General features: G+C 70.4%; 10 protein-coding genes and 1 pseudogene. 2 read left to right on the top strand and 9 right to left on the bottom strand.

All coding sequences use genetic code 11. The features are described from left to right. Positions 1-2: 2 nt before the first annotated feature. The 7 genes and pseudogenes from OG251_RS31935 to OG251_RS31905 form a co-directional block, all read right to left on the bottom strand. Positions 3-386: a nuclear transport factor 2 family protein gene (locus OG251_RS31935; protein ID WP_326680351.1), complete on the bottom strand. Its 384-nt coding sequence runs from the start codon at positions 384-386 to the stop codon at positions 3-5. Continuing rightward, entirely contained in the window at positions 379-927 is a 549-nt protein-coding gene (locus tag OG251_RS31930) for a DUF1697 domain-containing protein (protein ID WP_326680350.1), read from the bottom strand. The genes OG251_RS31935 and OG251_RS31930 overlap by 8 nt, the downstream gene beginning before the upstream one ends. A gap of 136 nt (positions 928-1,063) precedes the next feature. Next, on the bottom strand, positions 1,064-2,266 hold the full coding sequence (locus OG251_RS31925; protein ID WP_326680349.1) for a S8 family peptidase: 1,203 nt from the start codon (positions 2,264-2,266) through the stop codon (positions 1,064-1,066). A 619-nt stretch (positions 2,267-2,885) separates the two neighbouring features. Then, positions 2,886-4,128, bottom strand: a pseudogene (gene mgt, locus OG251_RS31920) (macrolide-inactivating glycosyltransferase). 13 nt (positions 4,129-4,141) lie between these two features. Then, a complete protein-coding gene (locus OG251_RS31915) occupies positions 4,142-5,437 on the bottom strand; it encodes an ABC transporter substrate-binding protein (RefSeq protein WP_326680347.1) in 1,296 nt (431 codons plus the stop codon). Further along, entirely contained in the window at positions 5,437-6,276 is an 840-nt protein-coding gene (locus OG251_RS31910) for a carbohydrate ABC transporter permease (RefSeq protein ID WP_326680346.1), read from the bottom strand. Before OG251_RS31910 ends, OG251_RS31915 begins: the two co-directional genes overlap by 1 nt. Next, on the bottom strand, positions 6,273-7,256 hold the full coding sequence (locus OG251_RS31905) for a carbohydrate ABC transporter permease (protein ID WP_326680345.1): 984 nt from the start codon (positions 7,254-7,256) through the stop codon (positions 6,273-6,275). Before OG251_RS31905 ends, OG251_RS31910 begins: the two co-directional genes overlap by 4 nt. A gap of 90 nt (positions 7,257-7,346) precedes the next feature. On the opposite strand from OG251_RS31905, the gene OG251_RS31900 reads away from it, so the two are divergent. After that, complete coding sequence (locus OG251_RS31900; protein ID WP_326680344.1) at positions 7,347-8,213, top strand: phosphotransferase enzyme family protein; 867 nt, start codon at positions 7,347-7,349, stop codon at positions 8,211-8,213. Positions 8,214-8,310: 97 nt separating this feature from the next. Here OG251_RS31900 and OG251_RS31895 read toward each other — a convergent pair whose 3' ends face one another. Then, entirely contained in the window at positions 8,311-9,102 is a 792-nt protein-coding gene (locus tag OG251_RS31895) for a 3'-5' exonuclease (protein WP_326680343.1), read from the bottom strand. Positions 9,103-9,184: 82 nt separating this feature from the next. Continuing rightward, on the bottom strand, positions 9,185-10,417 hold the full coding sequence (locus OG251_RS31890; protein WP_073719349.1) for an SAV2148 family HEPN domain-containing protein: 1,233 nt from the start codon (positions 10,415-10,417) through the stop codon (positions 9,185-9,187). 405 nt (positions 10,418-10,822) lie between these two features. On the opposite strand from OG251_RS31890, the gene glgX reads away from it, so the two are divergent. Beyond that, entirely contained in the window at positions 10,823-12,976 is a 2,154-nt protein-coding gene (gene glgX, locus OG251_RS31885) for a glycogen debranching protein GlgX (protein WP_326680342.1), read from the top strand. Positions 12,977-13,031 lie beyond the last annotated feature (55 nt).

The raw sequence follows: 13,031 nt of genomic DNA, 5'->3' as shown, positions 1-13,031 counted from the left end.
GCTCAGAACTCGGCGAACGGGTCGTCGATGAACGGGGTGGCCTGGTGGAAGTAGAGCAGCCAGCCCGCCTCGGTCAGCCGCCACAGCGAACTGCGGTGGGAGCGCAGGCCCTTGGACTCCGTGTCGAAGGTGAGATGCACCAGGTCGGTGGAGAGCTGGACCCCCCGCATCCGGGACGCGGTGAGCGGTCCGGGGCTCGGGGCGTCGTCCGCGGTGAGCGCGGCGATGATCGTTTCCCGGTTCCAGAGGCGGCCGCTGGTGCCGATCTCCCGGAACTCGGGGTGCAGCAGGGCGGCCAGGAGATCCTCGGAGGCCCGTACCACCGGGTCCAGGAGGCGAAGCTCGCCTTCGATGGCTGCGGCCACGGCGGGCGACGGCTCAGACACGTGTCATCTCCACGAGTTTCGCGACGGTGTTCCAGTTACGACTGGTGGCGGTGAGGCCCTTGTTCAGCGCGGGCCTGGACAGAGCGGCGGCCAGTCTGGAGCGGCCGAGTCCGTCGGGAGCGTACAGGTAGAGCGCACGGTCGCCGAGCCGGAACTCCTCGGGGAGGAATTTCTCCGCGTCCACCGGGGCGAAGCGCGCGGCGTCCACGGGCTGCCCGAAGTAGGTGACGTGCAGTTGCCTGCCGGCCAGCTCGGCGGCCGGGAAAGGGCAGGCGTCGGCGACGGCTCCGAGATAGGAGCCGCTGCGGACCAGGCAGCCGACGCTGAAGCCGAAGCGCCGCTCGATGGCCTGTTCCAGGGCTGCGGCGAGCGCTTCCTCGTCGTCGTTGTCGCTGCTGAAGACGGCGTTGCCGCTCTGCAGGTAGGTGGCGATGTCCCCGTGCCCCAGCTCGCCGAGCACGGTGCGCAGTTCGGCCATCGGGACCTTCTTGTGGCCGCTCACATTGATCCCGCGCAGCAGCGCCGCATACTTCAAGGTCATGGGCACACCATAGGACGATCTTTCCATGCCGCGCGGCCGCCGCGCCCCGTGGGGGAGGGCGCGGCGGCCGCGGTACGTGCGGGTGCCGGGCGGTGGCTCGTGCGCGCCACCGCCCGGCTGCCGGTCGGGCAGGTGACTACTCGACGACCTTCAGCAGCTTGTTCGCCGTTCCCTCGGTCGCGTTGGTGATGGCGTCCGGGGTGGCTCCCTCGGTGAGCGCCGTGGCGACCTCCTCCGGGGTGGCGTCCTGGTGTCCGCCCAGGTAGACGGCGGCGGCGCCGACGACGTGGGGGGTGGCCATGGACGTACCGGAGATGGTGTTCGAGCCGTCGTCGCTGTCGTTCCAGGCGGACGTGATGTCCGAGCCCGGGGCGTAGATGTCCACGACGGGGCCGTAGTTGGAGAACGACGACTGCTCGTCGTCCACGGTGGACGAGGCGACGGTGATGGCCTCGGGGACGCGGGAGGGCGAGCCCTCGCCGGCGTCGCTGGAGTCGTTGCCCGCGGCCACCGCGAAGGTGACACCGGAGGCGATGGCCTTCTGGACGGCCGCGTCGAGGGCCTCGTCGGCGCCGCCGCCGAGGCTCATGTTGGCGACGGACGGGCCCTGGTGGTTCTCGGTGACCCAGTCGATGCCGGCGACGACCTGCTCGGTGGTGCCCGAGCCCGAGTCGTCCAGGACGCGGACGGCCACGATGCTGGCCTTCTTGGCGACACCGTAGGAGGCACCGGCGATGGTGCCGGCCACGTGGGTGCCGTGTCCGTTGCCGTCGTTGGCGTCGTCGTCGTTGTCCACGGCGTCGAAGCCCGAGGTGGCCCGGCCCTCGAAGTCGCTGTGGGTGACACGGACACCGGTGTCGATGACGTACGCGGTGACACCCTCGCCGGCCGCGTCCGGGTAGGTGTACGCGTTGTCGCCGGCGGTCTCGGTCTGGTCGATCCGGTCCAGGCCCCACGACGGCGGGTTGTCCTGGGTGGCGTCGATGTGGAACTTCTTGTTCTGCACCACCTTGGAGACGGCCGGGTCGGCCGCGAGCCGCTTGGCCTCGGTCAGCGAAAGGCCGCTGGCGGAGAAGCCGTTGATGGCGGAGGAGTAGTTCCGCTTGAGCTTGCCGCCGTACTCCTTGGCGAGCTCCGCCTTGTCCGTCTTCTCGTCCAGCATCACGATGTAGCTGCCGGAGACGGCGGTCGCCGCGTCAGCGCCGTAGACCGTTCCCATCGCGGGAGCCGGCGCGGCTCCGGCGAGCGAGGTGTTCAGAAGGGTGACTCCGGCCGCTGCCGCCACTGCGGTTATCGCGGCGGTCAGCTTGATCCGGCGAGTGCGCTGCTTCATGGTCATGAAGAGGGATCTCCTCGTCATTCTTTGTGGGGGGATTGGCCCTCGGCCGGAAGATCTCCGGGGGCTGGCTCGAAACCCTGACCGATTGACGCGCGCAGATCAAGACCCTTCAGCGGCTGCGGCTTCCCCCATGAAGTTTCGCCATAGGAAATCAGCCATAGAGGCATGCCGGACGCACGCCGCCGACGGGCCTGCCGGATTCGGTTCCCGCCCTGCCATCACCAGGCACGATGCTTCTCCGGCACGACGGGAAAGCCGCCTCGGCGAGGCAGGGGACGGGAGAGTCGAGATGGCTTGAAACCGACTCTCCCGCCGCACCTTCCACCCGGCCCCGAAAACGGCCGTTCACGCCTCGGGGACGGGTGAAGACACCGCCCGTTGCGCGAAGGTCCGCAAACGTCCATGAAGGCGGGGGACGTCCGGTGAAGATCATGCGCCACTGTGTGAAGTCACCGGAACGCACGTGAAGATGCGGAAACCGGCGCCTTGGCGGTCCGTGGAGACGCCGGCTTCCGGGGCGGGGCCGAGGCGCCCACGAGCAGCGCCGCCCCGGCCCACGCATCGGTCGAACCGCACGGCTGCCGGCCGAACCGCATCGCCGCCGGCCGAACCGCACCGCTCAGGCGGGCAGTTCGGCCTCGATGAGGTCCGCCGCGCGCCGTGTGCCGCCCTCCCGGGCCATGCGCTCCCGCACCTCCGCGGCCCTGGCCGCCACCTCGGGGTCGTCCACCAGGGCCAGCACGGCGGCGCGCAGCGTCCGCGCGTCGGACTCCTCCATCGGGAGGTGGCGGGCCACGCCGAGCGCCTGGAGCATGTCGGCGTTGGCGAACTGGTCGACGGCCTGCGGGACCGCGACCATCGGCGTACCGGTGGCGAGGCCTTCCTGGCTGCCGCCCGCACCCGCGTGGGTGATGAAGGCGTCCGCCTGCTTCAGCACGGCCAGCTGCGGAACCCAGGAGCGCACCTCCACGTTCGCGGGTACGTCGCCGAGTTCGGCCGGGTCGACGTGGGCACCGATCTGGAGCACCACGTGCCAGCCGGGCAGATCACCGAAGGCCGTGACGCACTCCCGGTAGAAGGCGGGCTGCTTGGTGAACGACGAGCCGAGCGAGACCAGCAGCACCTTCTCGGCACCGGCCGGACGCCGCCACTCCCCCTGGTCGGCCCGCTCGCCCTGGCACGCGCCGACGAAGGTGTACACCTCCCGGTCCACCCGGTCGGCATGGGGCTGGAGCGCCTCGGGAATCAGGACGACCGCACGGCGCGGGCGGGCCACGAAGTCGTCGGAGGGGACATCGCCGAGACCGTTCTCCGCGAGCCAGGCCGCGAAGCGGTCGTAGTACGCCCTGCCCCGCTCGGTCCGCCTCACCTCGGCGGTCATGGGCTCGCCGATCTCCTTCCCGTATCCCTCCCAGGGAACGTGGTTGGGCCAGAGGGAGACCGCGGGGACTCCCCAGCGGTGGGCCAGGACCCGGGCAGGGTAGGAGGTGATGTCGTGCAGCACGAGGTCGGGCTCGTCCCCCTCGAAGGACGCGGCCAGTTGCGGGAGCGCCTGGACGGCGTCCGCGAGGAACGGTTCGATGTTGTCGATCAGCTCGGTGCCCCAGGCGTCGGGGTCGTCGTCGGTCGGCAGGAGCGAGGTGTAGAGCACCGGTTCGGCACCGGTGGTGGCGACCTTCTCGGCGAAGGAGGCCGGGATGGCGTAACTGACGCGGTACCCACGGGCGACGAGCTCCCGGATGACTTCGAGGCTCGGGTTCACGTGCCCGTGGGCGGCGATGGAGAACATGGCGATGTGGGCACGCGGAGATTCCGTCATGCCCGCCACCCTAGGCGAGACGAAACGTCTCGTGCAACGCGATATCCCCTCCCTGCTCAGCGCTGATAGCGGGCCAGGACCCGGTTACCGTCCTCGACCAGGCGTTTCTTCAGCTCGCCGGTGTCGATCGCCCCGCTGTAGTACTCCTGGAGCGCGGGGGTCGCCACCTTGTCCTTCCACTCGGGGTAGCCGCGTACGGACTGCGCGGGCGCCGGGCGCAGCCCCTCGGCGAGCGCGGTGCCGGTCGCCCAGCCGTTCTTCTCGGTGCGCAGGGCGGGATCGGCCAGCGCCTCGGTGCCGGTGGGGAGCATCCAGTCGCCCTTGGCGAGCCGCACCACGTTCCGCGGCTGGAGCAGGAAGTCGATGAACCGCACGGCTTCCCGCTTGTGCGGGCTGTCCTCGGCGACCGAGAGCGTCTGCGGGCTCACCCCCTGGAGCGGACCGGCGCTGCCGGCCGGGGTGGGCAGGACGGTCCACTCGAAACCCTCGGGGGCCTGCTCCACGACCTGCTGGCGGTAGGAGAACCCCAGCGGCACCATCGCGTACTTGCCGCCGAAGAATCCGGGCAGGGTGTCCGATCCCCCCATACCGAGTGCCGTGCGGGCGGCACTGCGGTCGGTGTTGACCTGGTCATGGATGGTTCCGGGGACCACGCGGTCGCCCTCGTCGAACCTGATGGTGACCTTTCCGTCCGCGGCGCGGTGGAAGAGCCTGCCACCGGCCGAGAGTCCCAGGTTCAGGGTGACGGACACCGGTTCCTTCAGCGGCCAGGCGACACCGTAGGTGCCCTTGCCCGTCAGCTTCTCGGTGACCCGGCGGAACTCCTCCCAGCTCCATGGCTCGGCGGGGGTCGGGACCCGGACCCCGGACGCCTTGATGATCTTGGTGTTGGCGATCAGGACCTTCGGTTCCTGGAGGAACGGGACGCCGTACACGCCGCCGTCGAAGGTCGCGGTCCGCCAGGACTGTTCCGGGATGTCCGTGGTCAGCCGCTCGGGCAGCAGCGTGCGCAGATCGGCGAGATAGCCCCCGTACGCGAAGTCGGCGAGGTCGTCGGAGGCGTCGTGGATGATGTCGGGAGCCTCGCCCCCCTCGAAGGAGGTGAGCAACTGGTCGTGGACGTTGTCCCAGCTGCCCTGGACGTAGTCCACCTGGATGTCGGGGTGGGCCGCGTTCCACTCCTTCACCAGTTGTCTGTTGGCGTCGACGGACTCCTTCTGCCAGGCCAGCGACTGGAAGCTCAGCCTGATCGTGCCGTCCGCGTCCGTACCGTCTCCGCCGCCGGAGCAGCCGGTGAGGAGCAGGGCCAGGGCGGTGGCCGCGGCGGTGGCCGCCCTGCGGAGCGCACGCATCAGCTCTTCACCGCCCCGGCCGTCATGCCGCCCGTGATCCGCTTCTGGATGACCGCGAAGAGGACGAGGGAGGGGAGGGTGGCGAGGAACGCGGCGGCGGCGAGCGGTCCGAGGTCGGCCACACCCTCCGCGCCGAGGAAGTGGGTGAGTACGACCGGCAAGGTCTGCTTCTCCGGTGTCTTGAGCAGGACGAGCGCGAAGAAGAACTCGTTCCATGCGGTGATGAACGCGAAGAGTGCGGTGGCGACGATCCCGGGGGCGAGCAGCGGGGCGACGACCGAGACGAGTATCCGCAGCCTGCCCGCCCCGTCGACAGCGGCGGCCTCCTCCAGTTCGGGCGGCACGGCCCGCACGTAACCGGCCAGCATCCACAGGGCGAAGGGCAGCGACCACACGACGTACACCATGATCAGCCCCCACAGGGTGTTGATCAGATGCAGGTTCTTGAGGATCAGGAAGAGCGGGATGATCACCAGGACGAACGGGAACGCCTGGCTGATCACGACCCAGCCGGTCGCCGCGGTCGACAGCCGGCCCCGGTGGCGGGCCATCACATAGGCCATGGGGGTCGCGATGACGACCGCGATCAGAGCGGCGCAGACGGCGGCGAACAGGGAGTTGGCGGCGGCCTGGAGCAGCGGCTGTTCGTCGAATGCCTGCCGGAAGTTGTCCAGGGTCGGATTCTCGGGAATCCAGGTGGGGTGGAGCGAGCCCAGTTCGCGGGCGGGCTTGAAGGCCGTGGAGATCAGCCAGAGGAACGGGAACGCCAGGAAGATCAGATAGGCCAGGAGCGCCATGTACTGCCCGGCGCGCGCGGACCTGCTGGTACGGAGGCTCATGTGTCCTCGCCTCTCCTGAGCCGGCCGGCGAGGTAGCAGGCGAGGATCACGGAGATCACCGCGACCATCACACACCCCATCGCGGCGGCGTAGCCGAACTGTCCGTAGCGGAAAGCCTCTTCGTAGGCGAAGAGCATCGGCAGCCGGGTGCGGCCGCCGGGACCGCCGCTGGTCAGGACGTAGACCAGGGCGAAGGCGTTGAAGTTCCAGATGAAGTTGAGGGCGGTGATGGAGAGCGCGACCGGCTTCAGGGCGGGCCAGGTGACGGTACGGAACCGGCGCCAGGCTCCCGCGCCGTCGAGGGCGGCGGCCTCGTGGAGTTCGTGCGGGGTGTTCTGGAGGCCGGCCAGCAGGGCGACGGTGGTCTGCGGCATGCCCGCCCAGATGCCGACCAGGATCACGGCGGGCAGCGCGGTGGCCAGTCCGGTCAGCCAGTCCCGGCCGTCGCCGAGCCCCAGATCACGGATGGTCTTGTTGAGGATGCCCGCGTCCGGGTTGTAGACGAGGCGCCACATGATGCCGACGACGACCTCGGGCATGGCCCAGGGGATGATCGCCAGCGCCCTCGCCAGCCAGCGCATCCGCAGTTTCTCGTTGAGCAGGAGGGCGAGGCCGAGCGCCAGGAAGAACTGCGGGACGGTGACGCCGACCGCCCACAGCAGGCCGATCCGGAACGAGTCCCAGAACAGGGTGTCGTGGAGCAGGTCCTGGAAGTTGAGTGCGCCGATCCACTGCGTGGACCGGGTGCGGCCCGACTGGGCGTCGGTGAAGGCCAGCGCGATGCCGTAGAGCAGCGGTCCGACACTGAGGATCAGGATCGGGATGAGCGCGGGCAGCACCAGGAACCAGGTGGCCCGGTCCCGGGCTGCCCGTCCGGCCCGGCCGTCCTGTCCGCCACGCGGGCCGCGTGGACCGGACCGCTTCGTCGCGGTCGGCAATGTCACGAATTCGACCTCTTCGCCTATATGGATGGGATTCATCCCGTTCTGGCCGCCCGGTCGGCCCCCGTCATCGTGCTGACGGTCCGTCCGTTCGTCAAGGCGGCCTGCACGGATGCGAAAATCGGAGCCATGAACGAGATGCGTGCGCGCGAGGTACTGACCGCTGCCGGACTGTCCGGCGGTGCGGAGCTGCTCGCGCTGGGCGAGAACGCGGTGTTCGGCGTCGGCGATCTGGTCGTCAAGGTCGGCCGGGACGCCACGGCGCACCCGGAGCTACGGGAGCGCGCCGACCGGGAAGTGGCGGTCGCCCAGTGGCTCGCCGCGTCCGGCGTCCCCGCCGTGCGGGCGGCCGAGCCGAAGGCCCGCCTGGTCGAGGGCCACCCCGTGACGTTGTGGCACCGGCTCCCCGACGCCGTACGCCCCGCCGAGCCGCGGGACCTCGCGCCGCTGCTCTCGCTCGTGCACGCACTGCCTTCCCCGGCCGGACTCGCCCTGCCGCGCCGTGAGCTGCTCGGCGGCGTCGAGCGCTGGCTGCGGCTCGCGGGCGACACGATCGATCCGGCCGACGCCGACTATCTGCGCGAGCGCCGCGACGGCTTCGCGGCGGCCGCGGCCGCACTGGTCCCGCATCTGCCGCCGGGGCCGATCCATGGCGACGCCCTCCCCCGTAACATCCACATCGGTCCGGAAGGCCCCGTTCTGGTCGACCTGGAGACGTTCTCCACCGATCTGCGGGAACACGACCTGGTCGTCCTCGCCCTGTCCCGGGACCGCTACGGCCTGCCCGCGCAGGCGTACGACGCCTTCACCGCGGCGTACGGATGGGACGTACGGGAGTGGGACGGCTGTGCGGTGCTGCGGGGGGCCCGGGAGACCGCGAGCTGTGCCTGGGTCTCCCAGCACGCTCCGGCCAACCCGAAGGCCCTCGCCGAGTTCCGGCGGAGGGTGGCGTCCTTGCGCGACGGCGACTCCGAGGTGCGCTGGTACCCGTTCTGAGGGCGGGGTCTTCGCTCCGGGCGGGAACGGGGCCTTCGCGCCCGGTCGCCGGAACGGCGCGGAAGGGGGCCCGGTCGCCGGAACGGCGCCGGCTGCCTCAGTCGCCGGACGGGCCCGATATGCCGGACCGGCCCGACGCGCCCGACCCGGCCGCGGCACCGGACGATCGCGCCGTCACCGCCTCCCGCAGGGGCCAGTGGCCGTCGATCACCGCGTCGGCGTTGCCCTTGCGCCGGAGGAACTGCTCGAAATCGGCCGCCCACACGGCATACCACTCGATCTGGCGCTCGTGCAGTTCGCCCGGGGTGAGCGCGGCCACCGAGCCGTGCCGCTCGGCTATGGCGTACGCCACACGTACCGCGGCCAGCGCGTCCGCCCCCGCGTCATGGGCGCCGCCGTGCACCACCCCGTACTCGACGCAGACCGCTTCGAGGGTGCGCTTGCCCTTGCGGTAGCGGTCGACGGCGCGGTCGATCGTGTACGGGTCGATGACCGGGCCGATCCCGCCGCCGCCCAGCCGGTCGCCGAGGGAGGGCAGTCCGTGCCGCCGCAACTCGGCCGTCAGCAGGGTCAGATCGAACGTCGCGTTGTACGCGACGACCGGCACGCCCTCGCGCCAGTACGCCACGAGGGTCTCGGCGATCTCGTCCGCCACCTCGCGCACCGGGCGGCCCTCCGCCGCCGCCCGCTCGCTGCTGATGCCGTGGATCGCGGAAGCCTGTGCGGGAATCCGGATGCCCGGATCCGCCAGCCAGGCCCGTCGTCGGGCCGGCTCGTCGTCGCGGCCGTGGACCGCGACGACCGCGGCGGTCACGATCCGGGCCTCCAGCGGTTCCGTCCCCGTCGTCTCCAGGTCGAAGCCGACCAGCGGCTCCCGGTGCCAGCTCATCCCGTACCTCCTTCGTGGTGCTCTCCCCCAGGTGATGAACACCCTCCCACGCACCACTGACAAGCCCGCACGGGGCGGCCTCTCAGGAGACCGGCCGCGAGTCCGTCCAGACGGACTCGAACTCCTCACGGTAGGTCTCGAACAGTCCGTGCTCACTGTCCTGCCCCACCCGGACCACCGAGCGCCCGCCGCCGCGCAGGACGAGCACGGGCGCCTCCATCCCGCGGGCCCGCCGCAGGTAGGTCTGGACGACCCCGACCGCGTCCGGCCCGTCGCCGTCCACCAGGTAGGCGGTGAAGCGCGGGGTCTCGTCGAAGACCTGGATCTGGAAGGCGCCCGGGTCGCGGAGCTTGGAGCGCACCCGGCGCATATGGAGGATGTTCATCTCCACCGAGCGGCTCAGCTCGCCCTTCTTCAGGCCCAGTTCCCGCTCCCGGCGTTTGACCGCACTGCTGGCCGGGTTGATGAAGAGCAGCCGGACCCGGCAGCCCGATTCGGCGAGCCGGACCAGCCTGCGGCCGGAGAAGTTCTGCACCAGCAGGTTGAGCCCTATGCCGATGGCGTCCAGGCGCCGCGCCCCGCCGAAGAGGTCCTCGGCGGGCAGCTGGCGCTGGAGCCGCACCCGGTCGGGGTGGACGGAGACCACATCGGCGTACCGGTCGCCGACCAGTTCCTCGACGGCGTCGACGGGCAGCCGGTCGGCGGACGGGACCGCGGCCCCGCTGCCGAGGATCTCCAGGAGCCGCGCGGAGGCCCGCTCCGCCTGGGCGAGGACCGCCTCGTTCAGCGCGCGGTTGCGGGAGACCACATTGCGGGCCACCTCCAGCTCGTCCAGGGCCAGCTCGACATCGCGCCGGTCGTCGAAATACGGCTCGAAACAGGGCCAGTGCTGGACCATCAGCTCGCGCAGCTGGGGCAGGGTGAGGAAGCTGAGGACGTTGTCGTCGGCCGGGTCGAGCAGATAGCCCTTGCGGCGCGAGACCTCGCGGACGGCGACGGCGCGCTGCACCCACTCCTGTCCGGCGGGTCCGGCCGCGGCCACCACCCAGTCCTCGCCGTGCACCGGTTCGTAGATGGGCCGGAGCACCGCGGCGACGACGGCCCGCAGCCGCTGTTCCACGAGATTCAGCCAGATATAGGCCCGCCCGGCCCGCTGCGCACGGGTGCGCACCTCGCTCCAGGCGTCGGCTCCCCAGTCGAGTTCGGCGCCGATCTCCAGAGGCTGTGCGAGGGACACCGCCCCGGGCTGGGCATCGGTCGCTTCCCCCTCGTGACCTGCGTCACCTGGGGGCAGCTCGAACCCTCCCGAGCTCACCCGCGTACCGCCTTCCACTCCCCCACCCAACGATCAAGGAAGGGTACTCCGGGAGCGGGAGCCGGTGCAGCCGGATGCGCAGGCTGGTTTCTCAACTCCCCTATGGGGTAGGCGCGTTCCCACCGGCAACATTGGGCGGAGTGAGCGGATTCATAGTGATTAACCACCCCACGACGCGCCGTGCACCGGGCCGCGGACCCGGACGTCGTGGCGGATTTCCGTCCGGGGCGGCGTCGAGGTGTCCGAAGTTGACCGGTGCTGCCGTCGGGTACGCCGGGGTACACCCGCCGGGCCCGACCGCACCGGACCGCACCGGCCGACGTGCTAGGTAGGCGCGCCTCTTTCGGGGAGTATCGGGCGCGAGAAACCCATCGCACCCGGATCAGAAGTGGAAGAGTCCTATCTATGCAGGTCTGGCCGGGACAGGCGTATCCGCTCGGCGCCACGTACGACGGCGCCGGGACCAACTTCGCGGTCTTCTCCGAGGCCGCCGACCGAATCGAGTTGTGCCTGCTGCACGACGACGGTTCCGAGACGGCGGTGGAACTGCGCGAGACCGACGCCTTTGTCCGCCATGCCTATCTGCCCGGGGTGATGCCGGGACAGCGCTACGGCTTCAGGGTGCACGGGCCGTACGAGCCGCAGCGCGGGCAGCGGTGCAATTCGGCGAAGCTGCTGCTCGATCCGTACGCGCGGGCCGTCGCCGGGAAGATCGCGTGGGGCGAGGAGGTGTACGGGTATCCGTTCGGCCGGCCCGACGCGCGCAACGACCTCGACTCGGCGCCGCACACCATGAGCTCGGTCGTGGTCAATCCGTACTTCGACTGGGGCGACGACCGGCGGCCCCGTACGGACTACCACCGCACGGTGATCTACGAGGCCCATGTGAAGGGGCTGACGATGCTCCATCCGGGGCTGCCCGAGGAGCTGCGCGGTACGTACGCGGGGCTGGCGCACCCGGAGGTGATCGCCCATCTGACGGAACTGGGGGTCACCGCGATCGAGCTGATGCCCGTTCACCAGTTCGTCCAGGACCACCGGCTGGCGGACGCGGGGCTGGCCAACTACTGGGGGTACAACACCATCGGCTTCTTCGCCCCGCACAACGCGTACGCCTCCTGGGGCGACCGCGGTGAGCAGGTGCTGGAGTTCAAGCAGGCCGTACGGGCGCTGCATCAGGCGGGTATCGAGGTCATCCTCGACGTGGTCTACAACCACACGGCCGAGGGGAACCACCTCGGTCCGACGCTCTCCTTCCGGGGCCTCGACAACGCGTCGTACTACCGCCTCACGGACGATCAGCGGTACTACATGGACACCACGGGGACCGGGAACTCCCTGCTGATGAGGTCCCCGCACGTGCTCCAGATGATCATGGACTCGCTGCGGTACTGGGTGACCGAGATGCATGTGGACGGGTTCCGGTTCGATCTGGCGGCGACCCTGGCACGGCAGTTCCACGAGGTCGACCGGCTGTCGTCGTTCTTCGACCTGGTGCAGCAGGACCCCGTGGTCAGCCAGGTGAAGCTGATCGCGGAGCCGTGGGACGTCGGTGAGGGCGGCTACCAGGTGGGGAACTTCCCGCCGCTGTGGACCGAGTGGAACGGCAAGTACCGCGACACGGTGCGGGATCTGTGGCGGGGCGAGCCGCGCACCCTGGCGGAGTTCGCGGGGCGGCTCACGGGCTCGTCGGACCTCTATCAGGACGACGGGCGGCGGCCGCTCGCCTCGATCAACTTCACCACCTGCCACGACGGGTTCACGCTGCACGACCTGGTCTCGTACAACGACAAGCGGAACGAGGCGAACGGCGAGGGCAACCGGGACGGCGAGAGCCACAACCGGTCCTGGAACTGCGGCGCGGAGGGCGACAGCGACGATCCGGAGGTTCTGGAGCTCCGTCTGCGGCAGATGCGGAACTTCATCGCCACGCTGATGCTGTCGCAGGGCGTGCCGATGCTGAGCCATGGGGACGAGTTCGCCCGTACCCAGCGGGGCAACAACAACGCGTACTGCCAGGACAACGAACTGTCCTGGGTGCACTGGCCCGATCCCGGCGGTGCCGGCTCCGACGAAGGCGGGGAGGGCGCGGGGCGGACCGGCGACGGGCTCCTGGAGTTCACCCGGGCCATGGTGTGGCTGCGCCGCGACCACCCGGTCTTCCGCCGCCGCCGGTTCTTCCACGGACGGCCGGTGGAAGGCACCCACGACGAACTCTCCGACATCGCCTGGTTCACCCCCGAGGGCGCGGAGATGACGCAGCGGGACTGGCAGGCGGCGCACGCCAAGGCCATGGCGGTCTTCCTGAACGGCCACGCGATCTCGGAGCCGGGGCCGCGGGGCGAGCGCATCTCCGACGACTCGTTCCTGCTGATGTTCAACGCGGGCGCCGACACCCTGGACTTCACCGTTCCGGTGAACCACGGGCGGCAGTGGCAGGTGATGGTCGACACCGCGCGTACGGACGGTGTGCCGCCCGGTACCGGGCCGAAGGTGTCGGCGGGTGGGCGGGTGACGCTGATCGGGCGGAGTCTGACGGTGCTGAAACGCCTGGCGTGAACACGAGGACCCCACGGAGGGCGGAGGACAAGAACGGGTGATGCTCCCGGCGACC

It is taken from the genome of Streptomyces sp. NBC_01237 (assembly GCF_035917275.1).
GTDB lineage: Bacteria > Actinomycetota > Actinomycetes > Streptomycetales > Streptomycetaceae > Streptomyces.
This window is presented reverse-complemented; position numbering and strand designations above follow the sequence as displayed.

Coding starts and splice junctions, on each gene's coding strand:
- OG251_RS31905 (WP_326680345.1), bottom strand. CDS start 7,256: ATGAATCCCATCCATATAGGCGAAGAGGTCGAATTCGTGACATTGCCG.
- OG251_RS31930 (WP_326680350.1), bottom strand. CDS start 927: ATGACCTTGAAGTATGCGGCGCTGCTGCGCGGGATCAATGTGAGCGGC.
- glgX (WP_326680342.1), top strand. CDS start 10,823: ATGCAGGTCTGGCCGGGACAGGCGTATCCGCTCGGCGCCACGTACGAC.
- OG251_RS31925 (WP_326680349.1), bottom strand. CDS start 2,266: ATGACCATGAAGCAGCGCACTCGCCGGATCAAGCTGACCGCCGCGATA.
- OG251_RS31910 (WP_326680346.1), bottom strand. CDS start 6,276: ATGAGCCTCCGTACCAGCAGGTCCGCGCGCGCCGGGCAGTACATGGCG.
- OG251_RS31900 (WP_326680344.1), top strand. CDS start 7,347: ATGAACGAGATGCGTGCGCGCGAGGTACTGACCGCTGCCGGACTGTCC.
- OG251_RS31895 (WP_326680343.1), bottom strand. CDS start 9,102: ATGAGCTGGCACCGGGAGCCGCTGGTCGGCTTCGACCTGGAGACGACG.
- OG251_RS31915 (WP_326680347.1), bottom strand. CDS start 5,437: ATGCGTGCGCTCCGCAGGGCGGCCACCGCCGCGGCCACCGCCCTGGCC.